Below are 25952 nucleotides of genomic sequence, written 5' to 3'. Positions count from 1 at the left end.
GAGCCACGGCGGGTCATTCCCAAAGAGAAATGGCAGATTATTACCCTCTCATCGCACGAGCCGTCGAAGGCTTGCCCGAGCAGACGCCCGACAAGCGGCACGCCGTGTATGAGCGTGCCCGCACGGCTCTGATCGCGCAGCTGCGTTCTCTCAACCCGCCCCTGAGCGAGCCGGAGATCCAGCAGGAGAGCCGCTCCCTCGACGAAGCCATCGCCCGAGTCGAGGCGGATCACACCGTGCCTGCGGCCGGGTTCGATCCCGATGCCTTCTCGAACATGCTGGCCGACGATCAGCCGGCGCCCGAGGGACCTCGGAACACAGGCTCGGTCCATGGCTTGCGCGCTCCCGCTCCTCCAGCCGCCGCCGAGGAAGAGGCCGGGGACACTTATGCCGAGCCCGCGGTGGCGCGGCCCAAGATCGACAGCCGTCCTCATCCGGCCATGCAGGGCAAGGGGCGGGCTCGGACCATCATCTTCGGATCGGTTCTGGCGCTCGTGATCGCGGCCATTGCCGCCTTCGCCTTCCTGTGGCGCGACAAGCCCGAAGATCTGGCTCCCGAAACACCTGTCGCGGCAGCCCCGCAGCCGGCTCCTGCCGATTCCAAGATCAACGAGCGGGTCGGCGGTCAGGCTGCTCCCACGACCGCTCCCACTCCCGCGCCCCGCCAAGAGGCGGGTGTGGTGCAGCGCGCGGTCTTCTATGAGGAGGATCCCACCAGTCCGCAGACCCCGAAGGCGCAGGTCGGTCGCGTGACGTGGCGTCTCGAGGACGTGAATCCCGGTCAGGGTCAGCCGCTCGAGAAAGCGGTCAGCGCCCAGATCGAGGTGCCCGATGCCGGGCTGACGATGCGCATGGTGCTGAGGCGCAACCTCGACGCGACGCTGCCCGCTTCGCATACGGTCGAACTCACCTTCACCACCCGCGAAGGCGACACGAACCGTGTCATCCGGGATGTGGGCCTGCTGCAGTTCAAGGATGAGGAAGCCGCTCGCGGAACCCCGGTCGCCGGGCTTCCGGTGCCGGTGCGCGAGAACCTGTTCCTGATCGGCCTCTCCAATCTCCAGGTCGATGTGGCACGCAACACCCAGCTGTTCGTGCGCCGCAACTGGATCGACCTGCCGGTGCGGATGGCGTCCGGCCAGCGCGCGATCCTGAGCTTCGAGAAAGGCGGCTCGGGCAGCCAGATCCTCAACGACGCTTTCAATCAGTGGCAGTAAGACGAACCGATCTCTGACAACAAAAAAGCCGCGCTCGATGCGCGGCTTTTCCATGCTTCCGCTGTCGGCGGTTTAAGCGTCGGCCGACGAGGTCTCGATCTGGGTCAGGTTCTTCTTGACCGCTTCCTGGATCTTCTCGAAGGCCCGCACCTCGATCTGACGGACGCGTTCCCGGGACACGCCGAACTCGGTGGAGAGCTCTTCGAGCGTGATCGGATCGTCAGACAGGCGGCGCGCCTCGAAGATGCGGCGCTCGCGCGGATTGAGCACCGAGAGCGCCGAGCGCAAGGCGGCCAGACGGTTCTGGCCCTCCTCCTCCTCGACGAGCACCTGCTCCTGGCTCTGGCCGGTGTCGACCAGCCAATCCTGCCATTCGCCGCCACCTTCGCCTTCGTCGCGCAAGGGCGCATTGAGGGAGGCGTCGCCTCCGAGGCGGCGGTTCATGTCCACCACGTCCTGCTCGGTCACGCCGAGCTGGGTGGCGATCTGCTTCACGTGGTCGGGGCGAAGATCACCTTCCTCGAACGCGGAGATGCGGCCCTTTGCCTTGCGCAGGTTGAAGAACAGCTTCTTCTGGTTCGCGGTGGTGCCCATCTTCACGAGGGACCAGGAGCGCAGGATGTATTCTTGAATCGCCGCCTTGATCCACCACATGGCATATGTGGCGAGGCGGAAGCCTTTGTCGGGCTCGAAGCGTTTGACGGCCTGCATCAGACCGACATTGCCTTCCGACACCACCTCGCCGATCGGCAGGCCATAGCCGCGATAGCCCATGGCGATCTTGGCGACCAGGCGCAGGTGGGACGTCACGAGCTTATGGGCCGCTTCGCGATCTCCATGCTCACGCCAGCTTTTGGCGAGCATGTACTCCTCATGCGGCTCGAGCATGGGGAAGCGACGGATTTCGTCGAGATAGCGCGAAAGGCCCCCTTCATTGGCAAGCACTGGAAGCGCTGCAGCCATATTGTCTCCTCCTTTGGCTCCCTCAACACGAGGCAAGCCTGGGGTGGCCCCCCTCCATGGCCGGCCACCCTGCCCTCTATATAAGCGGTTCAACGTTGTCCGAATAGAGGCCTCAGGCTTCAAGACGTGGTGAACGCTTCAGAGTCGCAAGGGTGCCAGCGTAACCTGATTTTGCGACCGATTGACGCTAGATTGCAACTCGCAAAGCCTGGAGAAGCGCTGCCATATCCAGGGGAAGGGGGCTCTCGAAACGCATGAATTCTCCGCTGCGCGGATGCTCGAAGCCGAGGATCGCGGCATGCAGGGCCTGTCGATTCAGGGCGTTCAGCGCCTCCTTCTGCGGCTCCGAGAGACGGTTCGCCTTGGTCTTGAAGCCGGAGCCGTAGGTCGCATCGCCCAGGAGGGGATGGCCGAGATGGGCCATGTGAACCCGGATCTGGTGCGTGCGGCCCGTCTCCAGCTCGCATCGGACCAGGTTTGCGATAGGGTTGGCGGGAGGCAAGCCTTCCAGGACCTCGTAGTGGGTGATGGCATAACGGCCACGATCCTCTCCCACCACGACGATCCTCTCGCGGTTATGGGTGCTGCGGGCGAGCGCCGCCTCCACGGTTCCCCGCCGCCGCTCGGGCACGCCCCAGAGGATCGCCAGATAGGCGCGCTCCAAGGGGCCGGTCCGGCCGTGATCGGCGAATTGTGCTGCGAGCGCCTGATGAGCGAGGTCGTTCTTGGCGACCACCAGCAGGCCTGACGTGTCCTTGTCGAGGCGATGGACGATGCCGGGCCGCCTCACGCCGCCGATCCCCGAAAGGCTCTCGCCGCAATGGGCGATGAGGGCGTTCACCAGAGTGCCGGAATCGTGCCCGGCCGCCGGATGAACCACGAGGCCCGGGGGCTTGTCGATGACGATCACGTCGTCGTCCTCGTAGACGATGGTGAGATCGATCGCTTCGCCGGCGGGCTCTGCAGGAACGGGCGGCGGCACTGTCAGGGTGATCCGAACACCGCCTGCCACCTTCCGGTTCGGATCGAGGACCGGCGTGTCATCGACGGCAACCTGACCGTCACGAATGAGCGCCTGTAGGCGGCTCCGCGACAGATCTGCCTGAAGGCGTGCCAGCACCCGATCCAGCCGCTCGGCCGCCATGCCGTCTTCCAAGAGCCATTCCTGTTGAGTCGTGTCGTTCACCGCATCCTCATTTCACCTGGGCCGTTCGCTTTTTTCAGCAAAAGGACTTGAAGGGATTCAGAAGGGTGGTTATACGAGCGGCCTCAACCTTGCTAGCTCCCTTCGTCTAGCGGTCTAGGACGTCGCCCTCTCACGGCGAAAACAGGGGTTCGAGTCCCCTAGGGAGCGCCAAAGGTTCGATAAGCAGCCTCGCCTCGTGCGAGGCTTTTGCTTTTCTGGACATGGCTAATTCAGCTGCGCTCAAAAGAGCGGCAGGTTCTGCCGGCGCGAATTAAGACCTGCCGACAGCAGCGATGGTTCCGGGGCGGCAGGCGCCGCCCCGTCTGCATGCTTTTCACTCGGCGGGCGTCAGGCGAGCCGTCGGTGACGAAGCGATGCCACGAGCAGGCCTGAAGACGAAATAGGCGAACAGTACCATTGCGGCCAGCACGATGAGCGATGCAATCGCGGCAACCGGATCGAAAGCTGTGTAGCCGAGATGAAGGGCGGCAACGGCAATGGTCAGGATGACGGTGCCGACAGACCAGACAATGACCTGGACCAGGGCCAGGCGGCTCGCATCGAGGGCCGGGCGGCGCTCGTAATAAATGCCGAAGAGGAACAGCGACACCCACCCGAGCAGGTTCAGGTGCGCATGGGCCGGCATGATCGAATGGTCCTGGGAAGCCGCCATCCCGATTCCCATCGCCATGCCTGCAATGACGAACAAAACAGCAAGTTTGAAGCTGAGCGACGACGCAGTCATAAAGGTCCTCCTGAAAGTATTCCCCGGTTGGTTTGTTTACGTTTTCACTACAACCGCGAGCACAATGTCCGATGTGTGGAAAATCACAATAAATATTCGAGGTTACTTGGAAGGATTAACGTTATTAAATGTCATGTATTGCCAGCGGCTTTGCCAGTCTATCGCATCGTCTCCGATAAGAAGGAATCCGACATAGGAACGGCCCGCTTTTACGGGCCGTCGAAGCAACTCTCTCAGTGGTGAACTGCGTTGGGTGACCCGTTCGTTACGGGGACCCGTGGACTTCTGCTTCCGGCCTTACACCTTCTTCCAGGACGGTCTCATCCGGGATTTCCAGGCGTTCGGCACACTGCCAAGGCTTCATGCGCCTTAAGCTTTCGGATTTCCAGGATCGGTTTTCTCCATACCTTCGCGTTGATCGTTCTCGGTCAGGTGGCGGTCGCTTGCGGAATGGCCGTCTCGAATCCGACGATCGGAGTTGCCCTCGGTTGGATGCACGATGCTGGTGTTCACGCTTCGCTCGGCCAAGCCTTGAGCGCGGTCTTCAGCCTTGCCGGCCATGGCCTCACCCGTTGCTTTGAATATCGCTGCGATGTGAGCCGGATCCCATGCCCTGCCGGTCCTGGAGAGCATGCTCGCAACGCTCCACATGGCTTGCCGCACGCTGCTGCATCTCCTGAGCATTATGGCAGGGGTTCTCGATCTCCTGTTGGCAGAACTGGCACTTCATGATGGCCTCCATTTGCAGCATGAACAGGAGGCCAACGTGGAGCTGAAGTCAGGGTTCCGCCCCTCAACCAACTGCTTCATGCGAAGCTTCGAGCGTCCAGCTCTTCAAGCTCAGCCATAGAGATAACGCGGCAGCCAGAGGCCGATTCCCGGGAAGATGTAGAACATCGCCATGGCAACGATAACCAGCAGCAGGAACGGCATCACGCCTGCGAAGATATCGTTGATGTTCACATGCGGCGGCGCGACGCCCTTCAGATAGAAGGGCGCCATGGCGACAGGTGGCGACAGGAACGATGTCTGAATGTTGAGCGCGATCAGAATGCCGAAGAAGATCGGATCGATGCCGAAATTATCGAGAAGCGGCAGGAAGATCGGTACGAAGATCACGACGATTTCCGTCCATTCCAATGGCCAGCCGAGCACGAAGATGATCACCTGCGTCAGGATGAGGAACCAGAAGGGGGACAGGTTCAGATGCGTGACGAAGGCCTCGATCGGTTGGTGTCCACCGAGGAAGGCGAAGATCGAGGAGAAGATGAAGGACCCGACGAAGAGCCAGCACACCATGGCTGATGTGCGCGCCGTCAGGATCACCGATTCCCTCAGCTTGCCGAACGAGAGCGAGCGATAGGCGGCTGCGAGCAGAAGGCTGCCGAGCGCGCCCACGGCGGCGGCCTCGGTCGGCGTTGCGATGCCGAAGAAGATCGCGCCGAGAACGGACAGGATGAGCAGCGCCAGGGGGAAGAACGATGTGGCGAGGGACCAGAAGATCTTCACCAACGAAGCCTTGCGCTGTTCCGGCGGCAGCTTGGGCGCGAGGCTTGGATTGAGCGCGCAGCGGATAAGAACGTAGAGCATGTAGAGGCCGGCGAGCATCAGTCCCGGGAAGAGGGCGCCGGCATAGAGCTTCGGCACGGACACGCCCGCGGTCGCCCCGTAGAGGATCAGCATCACGCTGGGCGGGATGAGAATGCCTAGGCAGCCGCCGGCGCAGACCACGCCGGCCGAGAGGCGCACGTCATAGCCGGCGCGCAGCATGGCTGGGAAAGCGAGAAGCCCCATGAGGGTAACGACCGCGCCGACGATGCCCGTCGCGGTGGCAAACATGGCGCATGTCATCAGCGTCGCGATGGCGAGCGAGCCGGGAAGTCCGCCGACGGCGATCTGGATCGAGTGGAACAAGCGATCGAGAATATTCGCTCGCTCGATGATGTAGCCCATGAAGACGAAGAGCGGGATCGCGACGAGCGTATCGTTCGTCATCACCGAATAGGCACGCTGCACCACGAGGGCGAACACGATGTCGCCCATGGCGAAGTAGCCGAAGCCGAAGCCCAAAGCCATCAGCGTGAACGCAATGGGAAATCCGAACATGATGAAAACCACGAACAGGCCGAGCATCAGCACGCCCAGTTCGGGATTTCCCAGCCCCCACGATGCCAGCATCAGACGGTCCCCTTGGTAAGGCCTTGTTGTTCGGCTTGCTCGAGAATGAGCTTTTCGGTTTCTTCGACGTCATGGAGGCGCGGCGGCCACTCACCTTGGCGCAGGCAGACGATGCAGCGGATGACCTCCGCCATACCCTGAAACGCCATCAGTACGCCCACAATGGGAATGAGCGCCTTGAACGGATAGATCGGCGGTCCATTGGGCGAATTCATCGAATGCTCGTTCATCATCCAGGACATCTCCGTAAACGGCAGGCCGGCATAAACGAGCGCAAGAATGCTGGGAAAGAAGAACAGGAAATAGAGCACGAGGTCCAACCCCGCCTGCCGCCGAGGCTGCCAATTGCGGTAAAGGAAATCGCCTCTCACATGGTTGTTGCGGGCCAGCGTGTAGGGTCCAGCCACCATGAAGAGCAGGCCATAGAGCATGTAGCTCGCGTCGAACGCCCATTCGGTCGGCGACCGCAACACATAGCGCGAGAATACCTCGTAGCAGATCGCGAAGGTCAGACCGAGGATGGCCCAGGCGACCGTTTTTCCGATGAAGGTGTTGATGCGGTCGATGAAATAGACGAAGCGCATGGATCGAAGCCCTTTCACGAGCCTTCGGAACGTGTCGCGAGGGCCGCATTTCTCCTGCCGCCCTCGTTTTTGAAAGGAGTCCTTCAGACGGGAATAGGCTCCCGCGCCATTCTTCAGGTCGTCTTGAAGAAGTGGTCGTAGGCCATGTCACGCGAAGGTTCGTTCAGACGCTCATAGGCATAGGTGCGCTGCACCCAGGCCTTCTGGCTGTCGATCACCTTCTTGAAGAAAGGATCCTTCGAGAATTCGTCGATGACCTTGTTCCAGGCGTCGAGCTGAGCCTTCAGCACCGAGTCGGGCGTCTTCGCCACCTTGACGCCGCGGGCGCGGATGGCTTCGAGATCCTTCGAGTAGCGATCGAGCGCCTTCCAGGACATGTCCGCCGATTCCGACTCGGCGGCATATTTGATGATGGCCTTCAACTCGGGCGAAAGCGCATCATACTTCGTCTTGTTGAAGATGAGCTCGAAGGTCTCGCCGGACTGGTGATAGCTCTGGAGCATCAGGTTCTTCGAGACGTCGGGAAAGCCGAGCACCAGATCCGAGGATGGATTGTTGAACTCGGCTCCATCGATAACCCCGCGCTCCAGCGCCGGCACGATCTCGCCGCCTGCAAGAATGGTCACTGCGGCGCCGAGCTGGCGGTTGAGGTCGGCGGCAAGTCCGACGGTGCGGTATTTCAGGCCCTTGAAGACATCGGCGGAGGTCACTTCGCTCTTGAACCAGCCGAGAGGCTGGGCGGGCATGGGACCGGATACGAAGCCGACGATGTTGAGCTTCAGGATCTGGTTCTGCAACTCGTTATAGAGATCGTAGCCGCCGCCATAGTTCATCCATCCAGGAAGGAATTGGCGTTCCAGCCGAAGGATGGACCCGTGCCGAAGAGCGCGAAGGCCTTGTTCTTGCCGTACCAATAGGCGGCAACGCCGTGGCCGCCGTCGAGGATGCCGGCATGGACGGCATCCTGGAGCTGGAAGGCCGGAACGACCGCCCCGGAGGCGAGAACGTCGATTTTCAGACGCCCTCCGGACATATCGTTCACGCGTTTGGCGAAGTCGTTGCAGAACTCGTGGAAGATGTCCCGGTTCGGCCAAGTCGATTGGAATTTCCATGTGGCCGTCTGGGCTCTGGATATCTGGGGAACCGCGACTGTTGCTGCTGCTCCCAGGCCGGCCACCTGCAGGAACCGGCGGCGCGATTGCTTGGATTCACTTGAAGTCTTTGGCGCAGACGAGTTGTCTTTCTTCACAGCGTCCTCCCTCACCCCCTTTATTGTGAAGGACCGCGCTTTCTTGTGCTGGAACGCGTTATTCCTTGATCGATGGTGCGTCATTTTGGCAGGTCGTGCAAGTGGCTGCAGATGAAACCTGGGTCATGCTGGATCCAGGAGAAAGTTTTACTTTCCAACACCATGCAGATGCTACGACGTTAGTCGTAGGTGCTTTGCCTGGAGGCGACGTCCGGAAGAAGGATTGAGGTCCAGCATCAGGAACCATGAGCCCTGTGGCCTGTTCACTTTCATGCGTAACGACACGCAATTGTCAGGGTGCATCGCGAAAGAAACCGGGTTCTTCTTTCGCGTGTCTCCGAATGGAGCTTCATATGAAAAGTGCTTTCATTCTGGCTGCCGGTCTCGCTCTTTTCGCGACAGGTGCTTTCGGCCAGGAATCATCGCGAGATCGTGATGGCTACGACCGTGGAAGTTGGCGTGAAGGGCGAGACAGATGGGACCGCGACAGGGATCATCGCAGCGGCCCGATCATGCGGGACGATGACGAGGACGACCGGAGTGAGCGTTCTGAGCGTGGCGCTCGTTTCTTCCTGCGCAGCGGCGACACGCAGCTTCGCATCGTCTGTGGCAATCGAGAGTCCACGCAAGCCTGTGTCGATGCCGCTCTGCGGATGTTCGACCGGATACAATCCCAGCAGGGAACGACCACGAGGCCGCCGGCAACTCCGGCTCCTTCTCAGTCACCTCAATAAAGGCGCCCAAGGGCCAGAGGCGCCATGGACCGCGAGATCGCTCGAGAAAGTGCAAGCTTTCCTGTTTCAGCCGGCATCTTCTTCGGTCTCGGCCTCGGCGGCTTTTTCGACGGGATCGTCCTGCATCAATTGCTGCAGTGGCACCATATGGTCACGGCTGCCGGCTATCCGCCCGACAGCCTTGAGAACCTGAAGATCAACACGTTCTGGGACGGGCTCTTTCATGCGCTCACCTACGTGTTCGTCGCCATTGGGCTGGGACTTCTATGGCGGGCCGCACGGCGCACCCATCTCCGCTGGTCGAGCAAGCTGCTCTTCGGCACTCTCCTGATAGGCTTCGGTCTGTTCAATGTGGTTGAGGGCACGGTCAACCATCAGCTTCTCGGCCTTCATCACGTCAACGAAACCGTGCCACGGGAGCAATGGATCTATTGGGACCTGGGCTTTCTGATCTGGGGTGCCGCTATGCTGATCGCCGGCTGGCTTCTCCTGCGCTCAGGTCAACGTGCGACCGGTTTCTTGCAGCAAGAACGAGCCGTTCTCACGCGCACTCGAGAGCACGGGTAAGATCCGCCAGCAGATCGTCGCGGTGCTCCAGCCCGACGGAGAGGCGCACGAGTCCATCTGGGATGCTCATCTCGGCCCGCTGTTCGGGCGTGAAGCGCTGGTGAGTGGTCGTCGCCGGATGCGTGACGAGGCTTTTCGCATCGCCGAGATTGTTCGAGATTCGGATCAGGTTCAGCGCATTCAGGAACCGGAAGGCACCGGCCTTTCCACCCTTCACCTCGAGGGCGATCATGGTGGAGGCGCCGCTCATCTGGCGTCGGATCAGCTCGGCCTGAGGATGATCGGCTCGTCCTGGATAGATGAGGCGCTGAAGCTTGGAATGATCGTGGAGCGCGTCCGCCAGATAGCCTGCGGTTGCAGTCTGCTTCTCGACGCGAAGCGGAAGCGTCTCCAATCCCTTCAGGAGCACCCAGGCATTGAAGGGCGAGATCGACGGTCCCGTCATGCGCAGGAACTGCTGCACCTTCGTCTCGATGAATTCGGTGGACGCCAGGATGACGCCGCCGAGACATCGTCCCTGTCCATCGATGTGCTTGGTCGCGGAATAGACGACGCAATCGGCACCCAGCGCCAGGGGCTTCTGGAAGAGCGGTGTGGCAAAGACGTTGTCGACCGTTAGCGTTGCGCCGGCCTCGTGTGCAATGGCAGCGACGGCGGCGATGTCGATGATGTCGAGGCTCGGATTGGTCGGTGTCTCGAGAAGAAAGGCTTTCGTCTCCGGCCGGACGGCCTCGCGCCATTGGCTGAGATCCGCTCCATCGACGAGGGTACAGCCGACGCCGAAGCGGGGCAGGAGATCCTCCACGACCCACCGGCAGGAACCGAAGAGGGCACGCGCGGCAACCACATGGTCACCGGCCTGAACCTGCCCGACCATGGCGGCCGTCACTGCGGCCATGCCGCTCGCCGTCGCACGGGCCGCCTCGGCTCCTTCGAGGGAGGCGATGCGCTGCTCGAAGGCATCGATCGTGGGGTTGGAGTAGCGGCTGTAGCTGTAGCCGGGCTCCTCGTTCAGGAAACGCCTCTCGGCACTTTCCGCGCTTTCATAGACGAAGCCTTGGGTCAGGAAGAGCGCTTCGGACGTCTCACCGAAAGGCGTGCGTTGAGAGCCCTCGTGAACGAGGCGGGTTTCTAGATGATGATCGGGGTGCTGAGGCGAGGTCATGAGGCGATCCTACGATTGTTCTTTAAAAAGAACAATCGTCTTCTTTCGCGGAAAGTCTCGCAACTTCCTTCTCCGATCCCGCTCTCAGCGAGCGACTTCCTTGCGGGCCTCCTCGATCAGCCGCTTCACGCAAGGCTCCAGGGAGGAGCGCCAGGGCGGGAGAACCACTCCGTGGGCTTGCTTCAGCTTGCTGCAATCGAGCCTGGAATTGGCGGGCCGCTTGGCCGGCGTCGGGTAATCCGCCGTCGCGATCGACCGGACCTTCGCCGAGGGACCGCCGAAACGGGCAGAGAGGGTGAAGATCTCCGTGGCAAATTCGGCCCAGCTCGCAGAGCCCGTTCCCGTCATATGAAACAGCCCACGCAGGCTCCGGTCCTCTGGCTTTTCGAGCAGATTGCGGCCCACCGCGAAAATGCCATCGGCGATGTCGAGGGCGCTTGTGGGCGATCCGTATTGATCGGCCACGACCCCGAGCTCCTCACGGTCGGCGGCAAGGCGCAGCATGGTCTTCACGAAATTCTTGCCGAAAGGGCTGTAGACCCAGGCGGTGCGCAGGATGACGTGGTTCTCCGCCTCGGCAGCCACGGCCTCCTCGCCCAGAAGCTTGGAGGCACCATAGGCTCCCAGCGGAGAAACCGGATCGTCTTCGCGGTAGGGCCGGTCGGCCGTGCCATCGAAGACATAATCGGTGGACAGATGGATGACGGGCACGTTCATGGCGGTTGCCGCGCCGGCCACGACGCCTGCGCCGATGCCGTTGATGGCCTCAGCCAGTTCCGGATCGGATTCCGCCTGGTCCACGGCCGTATAGGCGGCTGCATTCACGATCACGTCGCCGCCGGTTTCGATCAGGGCATCTTCGATGCCTGACGGGTCGGCAAGATCGAGCTTGGGGCGGCCGACGAGCACCGCTTGCGCACCATGCGCCCGTGCACGTTCCGCCAGAGCGCGCGCGACCTGTCCCTCCTTGCCGACGACGATGATACGCATGGACTCCCGCAATCCTCTCTGATGGTGCGAGCGGCCCTATCGGAACAAGGCCGCCCAGGCAAGATCAGTTGCCGATGGCAACGCCTTCGCGACGGCTGTCGGCGCCGCCGACCAGCCCGGCCGGTGTCACGACGATAGCATGGATGCCGGAATTCTGGTCGATCAGCTTGATCTCGTGGCCCTTCGCCTCCAACGCAGCTTTCCATCCTTCCGCCTCCGTCCCGGCTTCCAGTTCGGTCGGGCCGTTGCGGCTGCCCACATTGGGAAGATCGGCGGCAACCTGGGGATCGAGCTTCCAGTCAAGGATGCCGACGAGGGTCTTAGCCACGTAGTTGATGATCAGGCTGCCGCCCGGCGAGCCCACGACCGCATAGAGCTTGCCGCTGCCGTCGAGCACGATGGTCGGCGCCATCGATGAGCGCGGCCGCTTGCCGGCTTCGACCCGGTTGGCGATGGGCTTGTCGTCTTCCGTCGTGGCGAAGGAGAAATCGGTCAACTCGTTGTTGAGCAGGAAGCCGCTCTTCGTCATCAGCCTCGAGCCGAAGCCGTCCTCGATCGTAGTCGTCATCGACACTGCGTTGCCGTTGCGATCCACGATGGAGATGTGGCTCGTGCCGAACTCGATGCTGTCCGACGCGCCCCACAGGAAGGTCTTCTGGAAGGGAGGATCACCGGGCTTTGCCTTGCCCATGGACTTGTTGGGATCGACGAGAGCCGCACGGCTCTTGAGATAGCCTGGATCGGTCAGACCCTTGACCGGCACATTCACGAAGGCGGGATCGGCCAGGAAGAGCGCCCGGTCCGCATAGGCGAGGCGGCCCGCTTCGGCGATCCAGTGAACCGCATCCGGTCCGGGCTTGAGGGATGCCATGTCCTGCGTTTCAAGAATGCCCATGATCTGCTGCACTGCGACCTGCCCCGAGCTCGGCGGGCCCATGCCGCAGATCCGATAGGTGCGGTAATTGCCGCATACGGCATCACGCTCCTGGACCTTGTAGCCTTTCAGATCCTCCAGGGTCATGTCGCCTGGATTCGTAGCATGACCGGTCACCGTCGTCACGATGTCCTGCGCGATCTCCCCCGTGTAGAAGGCGTCGGCTCCCTTGTCGGCGATGGTGCGCAGGGTCTTGGCCAAGGCCGGATTCCTGAGAACGGTCCCGACCGCCTTCGGCTTGCCGTCGGCCTCGTAGAAATAGGCACGCGCCACCGGATCGTTCTGGAGATACTTCTCTTGGCTTAGAAGGCCGTTGAGGCGCGGTGAAATCGCAAAGCCTTCCTCGGCGAGACGAGCCGCCGGTTCGATCACCTGAGGCCAGGACAGCTTGCCCCAGTTCCTGTGTGCCGCCTCCAGAAGGCGCAGCGTGCCCGGCACGCCGACCGAGCGGCCACCGACCACGGCATCGTAGAATTTCATCGGCTTGCCGTCCGGCCCGAGAAATCGTTCGGGCTTGGCTGCGGCAGGGGCCGTTTCGCGCCCGTCGAGCGTGGCCATGGTCTTTCCATCCCAAAAGACCATGAAGGTGCCGCCGCCGATGCCGGAACTCTGCGGTTCGACGAGATTGAGAACCAGCTGAACGGCAACCGCCGCATCGACGGCGCTGCCGCCGGCTGCCAGGATTTCCCGGCCCGCTTGCGCGGCCAGGGGATTGGCCGCGGCAACCATGTCTTTCGTCGCCGTGCCGACAGGCTTGAACGTACGCCCTGTGGGGGCTTCGGGCGCAGGAGCGAGAGCTTGGGCGAATGCCGGCGCAGACAAGGGAAGGCTGGCAAGAAGGCCGAGGCCGAAGAAACCTCGCCGAAGGGCGCTCCGAGTGATCATGCTGACAATCTCCCTCTTCTGTCGTTGCACCCTATGGGCTCAGGTGAGCCTAACAAAGGATCATCCCTTTGCGCCACTTCCCTCAATTGAAGGAAAAGAAGAAATTTTGCTTTTGTTGCGCTGCAATATCACACTCCTGTCACTCTTTTCCTGCAGGGTGCGATTCGTGACGCGAACATAGGAGCAGGGACATGTACTCATATAATCTGTTCCGAAGTACGCAACCGGACGGACTTGTCTGTGCTGTTCCGGAAGAGCGCTCGGTTCCCTCTTTCGTCGTCGGGCCCAATTGGCAGTTCGGCGGGCGGATCGAGAACCAGGAGGCGCCCCTCGGCTTCGACCGGAGGGCAGCCGTGGAAGGCGTTCGCTTCAACGGTTTTTATCTTTTCGCCAGCTTCCAGAAGGACCGTCCCGGCCGGTAGGGACTGGCGGCCTTTCCCGTATGTCCGGCTCATCGGCCGGGCATGCCCGATCGACTAAAGAACATCGATACGGTTCGGATCGACCCTTGATCTTGGGCGGCACCTGCTTTCTATCTTGCTGATCTTTGCGCCCGCCGCTTTGCATCACCGATTCGATTGTGAACTCCTCCCTCGCTCTCATCTGGACCATCACGGCCGCAACCACCTTGCTGCAGGCCGGCAATGGTCTGCTTCAGGCGCTGATGCCTCTGCGCATGCAGGCCGAGGGGATCTCCGTCGCGTCCATCGGCGTCGTGGCGGCGGCCTACGGCCTTGGGTTCTCGACGGGCTGTTTTCTGGCCCCGAGCTTCATCCGTCATGTGGGTTATATCCGGGCCTTCGCCAGCCTCGCGGCCGTGGTGTCCGTCCTGGTGCTCGTCATGACCCAGGCTCATTCGACTCTGGCCTGGATCATCCTGCGCGGGCTGACAGGCGTGACATTGGCCTGCATCTTCACCGTCACGGACGGTTGGATCAGCGCCCGCGCCACATCGAGCCATCGCGGGCGGATTCTGTCGATCTACATGATCTGCACCAAGGTCGCCCTGATGCTGTCCCCGCTCGGAATCGGCTTCGGGAATATCCGCACGGACGGATTGTTCATGGCGGTGAGCGCGCTGATCTCGCTCTCGCTTCTCCCGATCGCCGCGACGACAACGAAGGAGCCGGCTGCGCCGCAGGGGGTGCGGATCGAGGTTCGGAAGCTGTTCGCGAAGGCCCCGTCCGCCGTGATCGGGGCCTTCGTGGTCGGATTGGTCAATGGTCCCGTCATCGCCATCACGCCCGTCTTCGGCGTCAGCATCGGATTGGGCCAGGATCAGGCCGCCGCCCTTCTGTTCGCCTTGCAGGCCGGCAGCCTCGCGATGCAATGGCCGCTCGGGTGGCTCTCTGATCGGTCGGACAGGCGCTATGTGATTGCGGGGCTCGCTGCAGGAACCAGCCTCGTTTCGCTTCTGATCCTGTGGGCGAGCGCGCAGGGCGCGAACCTGCTGATCCTGTGGTCCTTCGCAGCCTGGGGCGGTTTGGCCTTATGCATCTACTCCGTCTGCGTGGCCCATGCCTGCGATATCGTGGATCCGGGGCAGATCGTCTCCACCGTGGGCACTCTACTGTTCTCCTGGGCCACCGGTGTCACTGTTGGGCCCCTGCTCGGCGCTGCAGCGATGGAGATGATGGGGCCGAAGGGGCTCTTCATCTACTCGGCCATAGCCTCCCTCGGGCTCGTCATCTTCATCGTGGTGCGGATCCTCCAGGTGCAGCGTTCGCCCACCAGGGGAGGCTTTGCGGATATCGCCCCCACCAGCTCTGCCACGGGGAGCCTTACGCCCCGCGCAGACATCAATGCTGTCGAGGATCAGGTCTCCGCCTCGAACAATTCGCGCCAGGCTGAAGAACCCGGTCAGAAGGCGGATGCGTCTTCCGTGGCCCGGGCCGATACTGCCTCGTAACGGTTGAGGCGCTTATCGATCATGTCGTCGATTTTGTCGTAGACCTCGGCCACGCTGAGCTGGCGGTTCTTCTTGCCGTCCTTGGTGAAGAACAGAGACTTGTTCGACTTTGCGGCAGCCGGGAAAGCATCTGGCGCGCTTTTCTTGGGCGTGTCGTCCACGAGCGCGATGAACTTGCTCGCGCTGTCGACCCCGAAGAAGTGGGACAGATAGAATTCCGAGCGGCTGAGCCTGCGCCCGAGCTTTGTCTCGATCTTCGTCTTGTCGCGCTTCATCATCTCAGCGGCCATGAGGGCCGAGATGTAAGGGTTGCGGCGTAGGCCGAGGATGTGCTGGCGCATCGCTCCGTCCGCGACATCGATCTTCGCACCCGAGCCGACGATCGCTTGCGCTTCGGCGACGAGGCCATGCAAGGGGCCGAACGATCTCACGGCCTCAAGCCACGTGCTGGAAATGAACTGGAACAGACCGACGGCGGAGGATGTCGAAGCTTTGTTGCCGGGCAGGAAGCTCGATTCCTTGTCCGCGAGGGCCATCATGTACACGGGATCGGCGCCGGTCAGCTTGGAGGCCCGCAGGATCGTGTCGACGATCCAGACGGGAACGCGCATTTCTTCGAACTCCATGAACTCCGTGAGTTCGCGGGAAATAGGTTCCTCGTCCTTGCTGCCCTCCGAAGTCGGTGAATCGGACAGCGGGATCGACAGGATGATCTGCTTCTGCAGTTCGGCCGGCGTCGCCTCCACGGTCGGAACCGGAACGATGGCTTCGAGCGGATCGGTTGGGGTGGCTTCCTCAGCGGACATGGTGAACGGCATCGGCGGGTGGTCGAATGGCACCTGGATGGCATTGCGACCGACGTCAAGGGCGGCCGGCAGGGTCGTCCACGGTTCGGCAGCCGAGGCGGAGTGCGTGTGGGCTGCCGTGCCGATGACGATCGTCAGGCATGCGCCGAAACCGAAGCACTTGGTGAGGTCGAGCAGGGTTCTGCCCCCCTGCAACCGCGAGCGTTGGCGGGATACGACACGGGACTTGAGCCCCGTCTTCGTTTCATTTTTAAGGCAAATGGCCGTCTGCTGGCATGCGTCCTGAAACGCTGTCAGAGCGATTTGCATATGAATAAGCCCCCAGGAATGCGCCGCTTCTCCGCCATGGCGGTTGCACGGGCGTTCTTCGTTCAACAGTGGCAAGTATGTGATAGGTCGATATGTCCAGAATAGGTCAGCTTGGCGTTAAAACTTCGATTATGTTCCAGGGTGCGACCATTCGCGCTTGTTCATTCAAAGCGGTTCATCTTCAAAGAAGCCTTGTTTCTCAACGAAAAGCTTAATTTTTTATGAGTATGACTGGTGGCGAGATGACGCAGGGTCAATAATACGATTTGATGAGCCGGATATAGCCTACTTTGCTTCATCTTTCGCAACGTAATACTGCGCTTCGCGCACCCCAAAGGTACCCTGACAGGCCGAATGACGGCTGCGCCTTGCCTCAGACCGATCCTAGGTGAGACCGCATTCCGGCCGGGCCGATGGGCCGATGGGCTTACTGGCGACTTTCGTAACTGTGTCGGCGAATGATAAAGAACTTGCGGACTGCGGACCGAAAGCGCTCATGATGCTCCACCGACACGCCAGCTCCGGTGCAGCGCTGGCTCTGCTGACGTGCTTGGCGGCTTTCGTCACCGGGGCAGTGCAGGCTCAATCCTGGCCGTCGCGGGTTGCGTCCCTTAACCTCTGCACCGATCAGCTCGTTCTGACTCTGGCCGATCGCAGCCAGATCTTGTCCTTAAGCCGTCTCGCCCGGGACACTTCGATCTCGTTTCTGGCCGACCAAGCCGCCGGGCTGCCCATGAATGACGGCAGCGCCGAAACGATCCTCTTCGACCGGCCGGACCTCGTGCTGACGGGCACCTATGGCCACCAGGAGCAGATCGCTCTTCTGAAAGGGCAGGCGCTGGAGGTGCTGTCCCTCGGGCCCTGGGCGGACCTGGAGGATGGGCGTGGGCAAATTCGCACTCTGGCCCGCAGGCTGGGGCATCCGGATCGCGGCGAGACTCTGATCGCCCGGATCGATGCGGCCCTGGAGCGGGCGAGGGGGATCGTCCCGGTCAGGCGCAGCATCCTGGTTTATGAACGAGGCGGCTGGGTCATGGCTCTCCATTCGCCGCTCAACGAGATTCTGGTTCACATGGGCTTCAGGCTGCATCAGGAGGCTTTGGGACTGGGCCAGGGCGGGGTCGCGCGTCTCGAAACCATCGTTACGATGCCGCCGGATTTCATGCTCGTTGATGCGGCTTCAAGCCAGGCGGTCGATAATGGTACGGCGCTCTTCGCGCACCCTGCCCTTGCAGGGGCCGTGCCCTTGGAGCAGCGCCTGGCACTGCCTGGCCAACTCACGATCTGCGGAGGACCCTCGACTCCCGTCGCGATCGACATGTTGAGCGCCGCAGTGCAGGCCAGGTTGCGCTGATCGGGACACAAGCCTATTCCAGCCGCAGCTGCAGGGGAGGGGCCGGCCTGAGGAGGATCGGGCAGCCCGCCGCGACGAAGACGACCGCATCGCAAGCCTCTGCGATCCGTTGATTGAGGCGGCCCTGCTCGTCCCGGAATGTTCGCCCCAAGGGTGTCGAGGGCACGATGCCCTGGCCGACCTCGTTCGAGACCAGGATAAGCGGGCCTGGTGCGTCCCGAACGGCCTGAACCAACCGATCCGCCTCACGGGCCGGATCATGGTCGGCCAGGACGATGTTGGAGAGCCAGAGCGTCAGGCAATCGACCAGCACGGCCTTTCCAGGAGCTGTCTGCGCCTGAACGGCTTGTGGGAGATCCAGCGGAGCATCCACCGTTCGCCAGGAACCGTCGCGCTCGGCCTGGTGCTGCGCGATGCGCTCGCGCATCTCACCGTCGAAGGCCTGAGCGGTTGCGATGTAGATCCGTTCTGTGGATGCGCTCTCGGCCAGTTGCAGGGCGGTGCGGCTTTTTCCGGAGCGTGCTCCGCCCAGGACCAGGACGCGGCGATAGATGCTCATGATCGCTCAGGCGCTCAGCCGGTTGAGCGGCAGTATCATGTGGACGCGCAAGCCTTCCAGTCTCCACTCGCGCTCGAGGGTCCCGCCGAGTTGCCCGGTGATGCTTCGCTGCGACAGCTGGGTGCCAAACCCTTCAAAGGTCGGAGGGCTCTCGATGGGTGGTCCGCCGCTCTCGGTCCAGAGGAGATCGACGTTCTCATCCTGCAGGGCCCATCGGATGACAAGCTCGCCCTCCGCGCATGATAGGCAGCCATACTTGGCGGCGTTGGTGGCCAATTCGTGCAGGACGAGGGCAAGGCTCGTCGTCGTGTTGGACCCGACGAGCACGCTCGGCCCTTCGATCGCGATCCTGTTCTGGCCGGACTGCTGGTAGGGCTCGAGGACCGCTTCGATCAGCCGGGCGAACTCCACGTCGGGGCCTGCGCCCATCTCGCCCGCTGCGACAGGCTGAACCAGTTCATGCGCCCGTGACAGAGCGCTCAGGCGCCCGCGCAGGGCATTGGCCATATCCTTGGTGTCTTTGGCCGTGCGGGCGGTCATCGAGACCATCCCGTTGGCGATGGCGAACAGGTTCTTCACGCGATGGTTGAGTTCTCGCGTCAGAAGCTTCTGACCCTCTTCCAACCCATGGCGCTCCGTGATGTCGCTGACGACGCCATAAAGGCTGATGGCCCGATGCGAGCCGCCCTCATTCGTATAAAGCACCTGTCCGTGCGATCGGAACCAGCGGAGCCTCCCATCCGGCAGAATAGCGCGGTACTGGCTGTCATACTTGCCATCGGATCCGGGAGCGGCTGCCGCTGCAATCCGCGCCTTGACCTCGTCCACATCGTCCGGATGGATCATGGCCCAGGCCTCTTCGAGGGTGAGGCTGTACAATCCGTTGTGCGGAAGATGATAGAGAGCGCAGGAGCCTTCGTCCCAGGTGATCAGGTGCTTGTCCAGATCGATCTGCCAGATCCCGAGATCGGCTGCTTCGAGGGCGAGCCGGTATTGGCTCTCGAGCATGCGGACGGCTTCCTCGGCGGTCTTTTGGGCATTGATATTGGTGCTCGTACCGAACCAGCGGGTGATTTTTCCTGTCAGATCCTGGATCGGAATGGCCCGGCTGAGAAACCACTCGTAATCGCCCGCGGCGTTCCTGACCCGATACTCCCACTCATAGGCTTGTCCGGTTGAGACGGATCGGTGCCAGTGCTCCCGGACCTGGGGCAAGTCATCCGGGTGGATGGCCACTTCCCAGCCATCTTCTAAAAATTGCTCTCCGGAAAGTCCTGTAAACTCACGCCACCGGCGATTCACGTAATCGACAGATCCATCAGAGCGGGACGACCAGACAAGTTGAGGCAGAGACTCCGCCAGAACAGCAAACTGCGTTTCCTTGAAATCCACTCAAAACTCCCAGGGCTGCCCTTGCAGCCAAGTCCCGATAGCGAGGGGACCATTGTTGTAGGCCTTTTTCGAGGCTGACAACCCACATCGGACACCAGCGGCGATTTCTCAGGCGAAAGAGTAGCGCCAGCCTTGCGAAACCATTAAAAGGCCGGCGACGTCTGGCGGTTCCTCCCGCCAGCGCATAGATGCAGGACAGCCCTCGGACCCCGATGCGATCTTTCCTACGCTGAGGCTGATTGACCGTTTTCATGAATGATATGAGCCCCCGTCCGGTGTCTCCGCCCGAGATGTCCTCTGCCGAAGCCCTTCATCCGAAGGAGCGACGCTCCCGCCGGTTCGCCTGGATCGGGATGGCGGCAAGCATCCTGCTGTTTGGTGCATCTCTGGTAGTTCTGTGGCACATCGTGTCAGAGATCGATGTCAACGAACTGAAATCCGCTTTCACGGCGGCAAGCCTGCGCCAGATCGGTCTCGCCGTCCTCTTCACCGCCATCAGCTACGGCCTGCTGACCTGCTACGATGCCATCGCCCTGCGGCAGCTCAAGCTGCAGATCCCCTACCGAACGACCGCTCTCGCCTCCTTCACGAGTTATGCGGTGAGCTTCACCCTCGGGTTCCCCCTGCTGACGGCAGGCACGGTCCGCTACTGGATCTATTCCCCGAAAGGGGTGAGCCCGGGACGGGTGGCGAGCCTCACCGTGATCGCCGGAGTGACCTTCTGGCTCGGCATGGCGCTCGTCCTTGCCTGGAGCCTGATCAGCAAGGCCGACGAGCTGGCGAGCCTGGTCTATACCCATATCTGGATGAACCAGCTGGTGGGCCTGGGCGCTGCCACCTTCGTCGTCGGCTACATGATCTGGGTCTCGATCCAGCGCCGCGCCGTGAAAATCCAGGGCTGGAAGCTGGAACTGCCGGGCTTTCGCCTGTCCCTCGCCCAGATCCTGATCGGCGCGGGCGACGTCTGTGCCGGCGCCGGCGTGCTCTTCGTGCTCCTGCCCGGAGGGCACAATCTCAGCTTTGAGACCTTCCTGGCCGTCTATATCTTCGCCGTCATGCTGGGCGTCGCGAGCCATGCGCCGGGCGGGCTCGGGGTCTTCGAGGCCACCATTCTCCTGGCATTGTCGAACTATCCGCGCGAACCGGTCCTCGGAGCGCTGCTCCTCTACCGCCTCTGCTATTACCTCGTCCCCTTCATGATCGCCCTTGCCATTCTCGGCGCGTATGAGATCCGCAACCGCATCCGGTCCGCCCGGCTGGCCTTCAAGCCGGATGAGGGCGACGTCGAGCTTGGCGGGTGATGACACCTGCGCGTGCCTCGCCTAAAGAAGACAGGCAGCGCCTCCGAGACACCTCCTCCCATAAGTCATCCCGCCATGAGCGATCCCGACGACCTCACGCCGGACCCCGGCCGGCAGAGCGCCACGCCGATCCGTGACGCCGCTTTGCGCGGGACCGTCGTGACCAGTTTCGTTCTGGTCGCCGTTGCGCTGGTACGGGGTTACGGGGATGCGTGGCTTCTGTTCTGGGCCGCCGTGGCCATTCTCGCCGGAATTCTCGTCGCGGGACCCAAGCGCAGCCTCGGGCTCGGAACCAGGATCACGCCGCAGCCGAAGGCAAATCCTCGCTCCAGCGTCGCCGAGGCGGTCCTGGCCCAGATCCCCGATCCCGTCATTCTGGTGGACCAGCGGGCGGTGGTGATCGAGGCCAACAGGGCCGCCTACGAGCTCCTGGCAGGGCTGAAGACGGGTCATCCTCTGTCATTTGCCTTACGCACCCCGGACGTGCTCGACGGCATCCAGGAGGTGCTGGAGACGGCTGAGCCCCTGAAGGTCGAGTATTCGGAGCGGATTCCGACGGAGCGGACCTTCGAGGTGCATATCGGCCCTCTCCAGTCCGATGTTGCGGATGTCCACGCGGGCGTCGTCCTGTTCTTCCGCGATCTCACCTCGGCCCGGCGCCTGGAGGCCATGCGGGCCGACTTCGTCGCCAATGCGAGCCACGAACTGCGCACCCCGCTGGCCTCGCTTCTCGGCTTCATCGAAACGCTCCAGGGTCCTGCCCGCGACGATGTCAAGGCGAGAGAGCGCTTCCTCGACATCATGAAGGGGCAGGCGCAGCGCATGAAGCGCCTGATCGACGATCTCCTGTCCTTGTCGCGCATCGAGATGCGCGCTCACCTCTCGCCCACGCAAACCGTCGATCTCGCCACCATCGCCTCCCAGATGGTTGAGACTGTCTCGCCGCTGGCCAAGGAGAGGGGCGTGGTCGTCAAGGCCACCCTGCCGGATCGGCCCGTCCTGGTGCTCGGCGACCGGGACGAGCTTCTGCGGGTGGCCGAGAACCTGATCGAGAACGCCGTGAAATACGGCGAGAGCGGCGGGAAGGTGGATGTCGCGGTCGCCCGCACGGAGGGGCCGGTGCCCCAGGTCGCGTTCTCCGTGCAGGATTACGGCCCCGGCATCGCGCCCGAGCACCTGCCGCGCCTGACCGAGCGGTTCTACCGGGTCGATGTCGTGCAGAGCCGGGACAAGGGCGGAACGGGCCTCGGGCTGGCCATCGTCAAGCACATCGTCAACCGCCACCGCGGTCACCTCGACATTGCCAGCGAGCCGGGGCAGGGCGCCCGTTTCACGGTGCGGTTCTCGGAGGCGGGGCCTCGCCCGTAGGGGCTACGGAATCCCCTCTCCCGGGCGGGAGAGGAAGAGGCGTGGCGGTGACGACACCCGCGACGTCATCACCGGCCTCGTGCCGGTGATCCCGGTCCAAGAAGCGCCGAGCCTCACCTTATCGAGATGGCCGGACAAGCCCGGCCATGACGTGAAGGTTCCACCCCTCCCGAGGGATCCTTTTAGGGTGTCATTTAATTGTCATCCAACTGTCGTAGAGGAGACATCCGCAGGGCCTAGCTGTCCCATCGCGAGACACGGCCCAAGGCTTCTAAGCCGCCTGTCGCGTTTGCAGGAACAGGAGACTTATCGTGAAGATTATGTCCTACGCCATTGCGGCCGGCCTTGCCGTCGCGAGCCTTACGACCACGGCAACTGCTGCTGACATCACCGGCGCAGGCGCGACCTTTCCGTTTCCGATCTACGCCAAGTGGGCCGAGGCCTATTACAAGGAAACCGGGAACCGCATGAACTATCAATCGATCGGCTCCAGCGGCGGCGTCCGCCAGATCCGGACCAAGACCGTCGATTTCGGTGCGACCGATGCCCCCCTCAAGGGCGAGGAGCTGCAGAAGGACGGCTTCGTCCAGTTCCCGGCCGTGATGGGCGGCGTGGTGGCCGTCTACAATGTCCAGGGCGCCGGCCAGCTCAAGCTGACGGGCGAGGTTCTGGCCGACATCTTCAACGGCAAGGTCTCCAAATGGAACGACCCCAAGATCGCCCAGGCCAACCAGGGCGTGACGCTTCCCAACGCGTCGATCACGCCGGTCTACCGCTCCGACGGATCGGGCACCACCAGCGTGTTCACCACCTACCTGTCCCAAGTTTCGGAAGGCTGGAAGAGCGGACCGGGTGCCGGTTCCTCGGTGCAGTGGCCGGTCGGCCAGGGCGGCAAGGGCAATGAGGGCGTCGCCGCTCTCGTGAAGCAGGTGCCGAACTCCATCGGCTACGTCGAATACGCCTATGCCAAGCAGAACAACATCCCGTTCGCTCAGCTCCAGAACAAGAACGGCAAGTTCGTGTCGCCGGAAGCCAAGACCTTCCAGGCCGCCGCTTCCAATGCCGATTGGAAGTCGGCTCCCGGCTACGGCATCTCGCTGACGAACCAGCCCGGCGACGAGGCCTGGCCGATCACGGCTCCGACCTTCATCCTCGTGCCCAAGTCCCCCGAGAAGCCCGAGCAGGTGGCCGAGGCCCTGAAGTTCTTCGACTGGTCCTTCAAGAACGGCGACAAGATGGCTGTCGAACTCGACTACGTGCCGCTCCCGACCCAGCTGAAGGATCAGGTTCGCGCCACCTGGGCGAGCGAGATCAAGAACGCTTCGGGCCAGCCCGTCTTCAATCAGTAATCTGACCTCGCGTGCACAACAAAGCGGATCGGCGAATGGTGGCTCTCTCGCAAGAACGTCTCGTGTCGAGCGCGGATGCTCCCGCTCACCGATCCTCTCAACCGAGCTTCGACCGGCTCTTTCGTCTCGCGAGCCTCGGATCGGCCCTCCTGGTGCTGATCGTGCTCCTGGGCATCATCGGGTCGATGATCTACGGTGGCCTGCCCGCGTTCCGGGAATTCGGCCTCGGCTTCATCACGTCGAGCGTCTGGAACGTCAACGAGGATCAGTACGGCGCGTGGGTCGCCATCGTCGGCACCCTGTCGACAGCTTCGATCGCCCTCGTCATCGGCGTTCCTCTGTCCCTCGGGATCGCGATCTTTCTCACGCAGCTCTGCCCGCCCTGGCTCAAGCGCCCTGTGGCGACCACCATCGAGCTGCTCGCCGCCGTGCCCAGCATCATCTACGGCATGTGGGGCCTCTTCGTCTTCGCGCCTCTCTTCGCGAACTACGTGCAGATCCCCCTGTCTAACATCGTCGAGGGCATGCCCATCGTCGGCACCATCCTTTATGCGCGCACGCCTTCCGGCGTCGGCATTCTGACGGCCGGCATCATCCTGGCGATCATGATCATTCCCTTCATCGCGTCGATCTCGCGCGACATCCTCGATCAGATCCCGTCCGTGCTGCGCGAGAGCGCCTACGGCATCGGCTGCACCACCTGGGAGGTGGTGCGCAACGTGCTCCTGCCGCAGGCAGGCGTCAGCATCATCGGCGCCGTCATGCTAGGCCTCGGCCGCGCGCTGGGCGAGACGATGGCCGTGACATTCGTGGTCGGCAATGCCAACCGGTTGTCGGGTTCGCTGTTCGATCCTGGCTCCACCATCGCCTCGCGCATCGCCAACGAATTCAATGAGGCCGTCGGCCTGCAGCTCAATGCGCTGATGGCTCTCGGCTGCATCCTGTTCCTGGTCACGTTCACCGTGCTCGTGCTCGCCCGCCTGTTGGTGGCGCGCGTGAAGGTCGGGTAGGAGGTTGATGATGGATACCGCTCTCCAGACCCGCGTGACGGCCGGAACGACGCCTGCCCCGGCTCCTTGGGGACGGGTGCGCCGCAGCCGCCATGTGGCCGACCGCGCCCTCAAGATCGTCTGCACCCTGTTCACGATCCTCGGCGCCACCGTGCTCGGCTGGATCCTGCTGATGCTGCTCGTCGAAGGCATCGGCGGCCTCTCGCCTGCGGTCTTCACCGAGACGACGCCGGGCCCCGGAAGCCAGGGCGGCGGCATCGCCAATGCCATCGTGGGCAGCCTGATCCTGACCGTCCTCGGCATCGTCGTGGCCACACCCATCGGCGTGCTGGCCGGCACCTATCTGGCCGAATACGGCAAGAGCTCGAAGCTTGCCGAGATCATCCGCTTCGTGAACGACATCCTGCTCGCCGCGCCGAGCATTCTCATCGGCCTCTTCGTCTACATGCTGATGGTGCAGCCGATGGGCGGCTATTCCGGCTGGGCCGGCGGCGTGGCGCTGGCGATCATCGCGGTTCCCGTCATCGTTCGCACCACCGAGGACATGCTGCGCCTCGTGCCGGGTTCCTTGCGCGAAGCCGGAGCGGCGCTCGGCGCGCCCATGTCGACGGTGATCATCAAGATCAGCTGGAAGGCGGCCCGCGCCGGCATGGTCACCGGCGTCCTGCTCGCCACGGCCCGCATCGCCGGCGAGACCGCGCCGCTTCTCTTCACGGCCCTCAACAACAATTTCTGGTTCAACCCGACCCTGATGGGCGGCGTCTCGAACCTGCCGGTCATGATCTATCAGTTCGCCCTGTCGCCTTATGAGAACTGGCGCGAACTCGCCTGGGCCGGCGCCCTCATCATCACCATGTCGATCCTGGCGCTGTCCATCGTGGCGCGCCTGCTCCTGAGGAAGGATAAAGTCCGATGAGCACGATTGCCCTCAACACGAGCAGCGCCATCGGAAACGCGGCGGCTGCGGATACCGGCGCGCCGGTGCGCATCGCCGTGAAAAACCTCAATTTCCATTACGGCGATTTCCGCAGCCTGAAGGACATCTCGCTCGACTTCTACGACCGGCAGGTCACGGCCCTCATCGGCCCGTCCGGCTGCGGAAAGTCGACGCTGCTGCGCACCTTCAACCGCATCTACAGCCTGTATCCCGAGCAGCGCGCCGATGGCCAGATCCTGCTCGACGGGCAGAACGTGCTCT

The 25952-nt window shown here is 62.5% G+C and carries 24 protein-coding genes, 1 tRNA gene and 1 pseudogene; 12 read left to right on the top strand and 14 right to left on the bottom strand.

What is annotated here, in order from left to right:
* Positions 1-29 precede the first annotated feature (29 nt).
* Positions 30-1217, top strand: a complete 1188-nt coding sequence (locus FS320_RS12465; protein WP_152711931.1) for a histidine kinase — start codon at positions 30-32, stop codon at positions 1215-1217.
* Between the two features lie 72 nt (positions 1218-1289).
* Here the strand turns inward: FS320_RS12465 and rpoH are convergent, their stop codons facing one another.
* Together rpoH and FS320_RS12455 are read right to left on the bottom strand one after the other, a co-directional pair.
* Entirely contained in the window at positions 1290-2180 is an 891-nt protein-coding gene (gene rpoH / locus FS320_RS12460) for an RNA polymerase sigma factor RpoH (protein WP_152711929.1), read from the bottom strand.
* Between the two features lie 187 nt (positions 2181-2367).
* Positions 2368-3324, bottom strand: a complete 957-nt coding sequence (locus tag FS320_RS12455; RefSeq protein WP_152711953.1) for an RluA family pseudouridine synthase — start codon at positions 3322-3324, stop codon at positions 2368-2370.
* A 137-nt stretch (positions 3325-3461) separates the two neighbouring features.
* Between FS320_RS12455 and FS320_RS12450 the strand changes: the two genes are divergently transcribed.
* Positions 3462-3537 (top strand) — tRNA-Glu (locus FS320_RS12450).
* Between the two features lie 163 nt (positions 3538-3700).
* Here FS320_RS12450 and FS320_RS12445 read toward each other — a convergent pair.
* The 6 genes and pseudogenes from FS320_RS12445 to FS320_RS12420 form a co-directional block, all read right to left on the bottom strand.
* Positions 3701-4111 (bottom strand): hypothetical protein, encoded by a 411-nt coding sequence (locus FS320_RS12445; protein ID WP_152711927.1) that lies wholly within the window; start codon positions 4109-4111, stop codon positions 3701-3703.
* 369 nt (positions 4112-4480) lie between these two features.
* On the bottom strand, positions 4481-4774 hold the full coding sequence (locus tag FS320_RS12440) for a hypothetical protein (RefSeq protein WP_152711925.1): 294 nt from the start codon (positions 4772-4774) through the stop codon (positions 4481-4483).
* Positions 4775-4951: 177 nt separating this feature from the next.
* Entirely contained in the window at positions 4952-6289 is a 1338-nt protein-coding gene (locus FS320_RS12435) for a TRAP transporter large permease (protein WP_152711923.1), read from the bottom strand.
* The gene (locus tag FS320_RS12430) at positions 6289-6873 is read right to left on the bottom strand and encodes a TRAP transporter small permease subunit (protein ID WP_152711921.1); all 585 of its coding nucleotides are present in this window, start codon (positions 6871-6873) and stop codon (positions 6289-6291) included. The genes FS320_RS12435 and FS320_RS12430 overlap by 1 nt, the downstream gene beginning before the upstream one ends.
* Positions 6874-6986: 113 nt before the next feature.
* Positions 6987-8122: pseudogene (locus FS320_RS12425) on the bottom strand (TRAP transporter substrate-binding protein).
* A gap of 419 nt (positions 8123-8541) precedes the next feature.
* Positions 8542-8751 (bottom strand): hypothetical protein, encoded by a 210-nt coding sequence (locus FS320_RS12420; protein ID WP_152711919.1) that lies wholly within the window; start codon positions 8749-8751, stop codon positions 8542-8544.
* Positions 8752-8880: 129 nt separating this feature from the next.
* On the opposite strand from FS320_RS12420, the gene FS320_RS12415 reads away from it, so the two are divergent.
* Positions 8881-9423 (top strand): DUF2243 domain-containing protein, encoded by a 543-nt coding sequence (locus FS320_RS12415; protein ID WP_152711917.1) that lies wholly within the window; start codon positions 8881-8883, stop codon positions 9421-9423.
* Here the strand turns inward: FS320_RS12415 and FS320_RS12410 are convergent.
* From FS320_RS12410 to ggt, 3 genes are all read right to left on the bottom strand, one after another.
* Positions 9398-10588 (bottom strand): O-succinylhomoserine sulfhydrylase, encoded by a 1191-nt coding sequence (locus tag FS320_RS12410; RefSeq protein ID WP_152711915.1) that lies wholly within the window; start codon positions 10586-10588, stop codon positions 9398-9400. The genes FS320_RS12415 and FS320_RS12410 overlap by 26 nt on opposite strands.
* Before the next feature lie 84 nt (positions 10589-10672).
* Entirely contained in the window at positions 10673-11578 is a 906-nt protein-coding gene (gene rfbD, locus FS320_RS12405) for a dTDP-4-dehydrorhamnose reductase (RefSeq protein WP_152711913.1), read from the bottom strand.
* Between the two features lie 64 nt (positions 11579-11642).
* Positions 11643-13397, bottom strand: a complete 1755-nt coding sequence (gene ggt / locus FS320_RS12400) for a gamma-glutamyltransferase (RefSeq protein WP_152711911.1) — start codon at positions 13395-13397, stop codon at positions 11643-11645.
* A 191-nt stretch (positions 13398-13588) separates the two neighbouring features.
* Between ggt and FS320_RS12395 the strand changes: the two genes are divergently transcribed.
* Both FS320_RS12395 and FS320_RS12390 read left to right on the top strand, forming a co-directional pair.
* Entirely contained in the window at positions 13589-13819 is a 231-nt protein-coding gene (locus FS320_RS12395; RefSeq protein ID WP_152711909.1) for a hypothetical protein, read from the top strand.
* Positions 13820-13977: 158 nt separating this feature from the next.
* Positions 13978-15306: an MFS transporter gene (locus FS320_RS12390; RefSeq protein ID WP_152711907.1), complete on the top strand. Its 1329-nt coding sequence runs from the start codon at positions 13978-13980 to the stop codon at positions 15304-15306.
* On the opposite strand, the gene FS320_RS12385 is transcribed toward FS320_RS12390, so the two are convergent.
* Complete coding sequence (locus FS320_RS12385; RefSeq protein ID WP_152711905.1) at positions 15258-16421, bottom strand: transglycosylase SLT domain-containing protein; 1164 nt, start codon at positions 16419-16421, stop codon at positions 15258-15260. The genes FS320_RS12390 and FS320_RS12385 overlap by 49 nt on opposite strands.
* 496 nt (positions 16422-16917) lie before the next feature.
* Between FS320_RS12385 and FS320_RS12380 the strand changes: the two genes are divergently transcribed.
* The gene (locus FS320_RS12380; protein ID WP_152711903.1) at positions 16918-17775 is read left to right on the top strand and encodes an ABC transporter substrate-binding protein; all 858 of its coding nucleotides are present in this window, start codon (positions 16918-16920) and stop codon (positions 17773-17775) included.
* 13 nt (positions 17776-17788) lie between these two features.
* On the opposite strand, the gene cobU is transcribed toward FS320_RS12380, so the two are convergent.
* Together cobU and FS320_RS12370 are read right to left on the bottom strand one after the other, a co-directional pair.
* Positions 17789-18334 carry a bifunctional adenosylcobinamide kinase/adenosylcobinamide-phosphate guanylyltransferase gene (gene cobU / locus FS320_RS12375; RefSeq protein ID WP_152711901.1) on the bottom strand — a complete coding sequence of 182 codons (546 nt, stop codon included), beginning with the start codon at positions 18332-18334 and terminating at the stop codon, positions 17789-17791.
* A 6-nt stretch (positions 18335-18340) separates the two neighbouring features.
* On the bottom strand, positions 18341-19726 hold the full coding sequence (locus FS320_RS12370) for a PAS domain-containing protein (RefSeq protein ID WP_152711899.1): 1386 nt from the start codon (positions 19724-19726) through the stop codon (positions 18341-18343).
* Between the two features lie 251 nt (positions 19727-19977).
* Between FS320_RS12370 and FS320_RS12365 the strand changes: the two genes are divergently transcribed.
* The 6 genes from FS320_RS12365 to FS320_RS12340 all read left to right on the top strand — a co-directional run.
* On the top strand, positions 19978-21027 hold the full coding sequence (locus tag FS320_RS12365; RefSeq protein ID WP_152711897.1) for a lysylphosphatidylglycerol synthase domain-containing protein: 1050 nt from the start codon (positions 19978-19980) through the stop codon (positions 21025-21027).
* A 75-nt stretch (positions 21028-21102) separates the two neighbouring features.
* Positions 21103-22395, top strand: a complete 1293-nt coding sequence (locus FS320_RS12360) for an ATP-binding protein (RefSeq protein ID WP_152711895.1) — start codon at positions 21103-21105, stop codon at positions 22393-22395.
* Positions 22396-22706: 311 nt separating this feature from the next.
* On the top strand, positions 22707-23744 hold the full coding sequence (gene pstS / locus FS320_RS12355) for a phosphate ABC transporter substrate-binding protein PstS (protein ID WP_162002950.1): 1038 nt from the start codon (positions 22707-22709) through the stop codon (positions 23742-23744).
* 35 nt (positions 23745-23779) lie between these two features.
* Positions 23780-24754, top strand: coding sequence for a phosphate ABC transporter permease subunit PstC (pstC, locus tag FS320_RS12350; RefSeq protein ID WP_152711892.1), 975 nt, complete (start codon positions 23780-23782; stop codon positions 24752-24754).
* Positions 24755-24764: 10 nt separating this feature from the next.
* Positions 24765-25670: a phosphate ABC transporter permease PstA gene (pstA, locus tag FS320_RS12345; protein WP_152711949.1), complete on the top strand. Its 906-nt coding sequence runs from the start codon at positions 24765-24767 to the stop codon at positions 25668-25670.
* Positions 25667-25952: ATP-binding cassette domain-containing protein (locus tag FS320_RS12340; protein ID WP_152711890.1), on the top strand; the 286-nt coding region annotated here is incomplete at its 3' end. The genes pstA and FS320_RS12340, both read left to right, overlap by 4 nt.

The sequence above is a fragment of the Microvirga tunisiensis genome, from assembly GCF_009296175.1.
Taxonomy (GTDB): Bacteria; Pseudomonadota; Alphaproteobacteria; order Rhizobiales; family Beijerinckiaceae; genus Microvirga; species Microvirga tunisiensis.
The sequence above is the reverse complement of the archived record's forward strand: the minus strand, read 5'-3'. Positions and strand labels throughout refer to the sequence as shown.

What these genes read in the sequence shown, in the direction of transcription:
- FS320_RS12465 (WP_152711931.1), top strand. Translation starts at nt 30, where the DNA reads ATGGCAGATTATTACCCTCTCATCGCACGAGCCGTCGAAGGCTTGCCC.
- rpoH (WP_152711929.1), bottom strand. Translation starts at nt 2,180, where the DNA reads ATGGCTGCAGCGCTTCCAGTGCTTGCCAATGAAGGGGGCCTTTCGCGC.
- FS320_RS12455 (WP_152711953.1), bottom strand. Translation starts at nt 3,324, where the DNA reads ATGGCGGCCGAGCGGCTGGATCGGGTGCTGGCACGCCTTCAGGCAGAT.
- FS320_RS12445 (WP_152711927.1), bottom strand. Translation starts at nt 4,111, where the DNA reads ATGACTGCGTCGTCGCTCAGCTTCAAACTTGCTGTTTTGTTCGTCATT.
- FS320_RS12435 (WP_152711923.1), bottom strand. Translation starts at nt 6,289, where the DNA reads ATGCTGGCATCGTGGGGGCTGGGAAATCCCGAACTGGGCGTGCTGATG.
- FS320_RS12430 (WP_152711921.1), bottom strand. Translation starts at nt 6,873, where the DNA reads ATGCGCTTCGTCTATTTCATCGACCGCATCAACACCTTCATCGGAAAA.
- FS320_RS12415 (WP_152711917.1), top strand. Translation starts at nt 8,881, where the DNA reads ATGGACCGCGAGATCGCTCGAGAAAGTGCAAGCTTTCCTGTTTCAGCC.
- FS320_RS12410 (WP_152711915.1), bottom strand. Translation starts at nt 10,588, where the DNA reads ATGACCTCGCCTCAGCACCCCGATCATCATCTAGAAACCCGCCTCGTT.
- rfbD (WP_152711913.1), bottom strand. Translation starts at nt 11,578, where the DNA reads ATGCGTATCATCGTCGTCGGCAAGGAGGGACAGGTCGCGCGCGCTCTG.
- ggt (WP_152711911.1), bottom strand. Translation starts at nt 13,397, where the DNA reads ATGATCACTCGGAGCGCCCTTCGGCGAGGTTTCTTCGGCCTCGGCCTT.
- FS320_RS12395 (WP_152711909.1), top strand. Translation starts at nt 13,589, where the DNA reads ATGTACTCATATAATCTGTTCCGAAGTACGCAACCGGACGGACTTGTC.
- FS320_RS12385 (WP_152711905.1), bottom strand. Translation starts at nt 16,421, where the DNA reads ATGCAAATCGCTCTGACAGCGTTTCAGGACGCATGCCAGCAGACGGCC.
- FS320_RS12380 (WP_152711903.1), top strand. Translation starts at nt 16,918, where the DNA reads ATGATGCTCCACCGACACGCCAGCTCCGGTGCAGCGCTGGCTCTGCTG.
- cobU (WP_152711901.1), bottom strand. Translation starts at nt 18,334, where the DNA reads ATGAGCATCTATCGCCGCGTCCTGGTCCTGGGCGGAGCACGCTCCGGA.
- FS320_RS12365 (WP_152711897.1), top strand. Translation starts at nt 19,978, where the DNA reads ATGAATGATATGAGCCCCCGTCCGGTGTCTCCGCCCGAGATGTCCTCT.
- FS320_RS12360 (WP_152711895.1), top strand. Translation starts at nt 21,103, where the DNA reads ATGAGCGATCCCGACGACCTCACGCCGGACCCCGGCCGGCAGAGCGCC.
- pstC (WP_152711892.1), top strand. Translation starts at nt 23,780, where the DNA reads ATGGTGGCTCTCTCGCAAGAACGTCTCGTGTCGAGCGCGGATGCTCCC.
- pstA (WP_152711949.1), top strand. Translation starts at nt 24,765, where the DNA reads ATGGATACCGCTCTCCAGACCCGCGTGACGGCCGGAACGACGCCTGCC.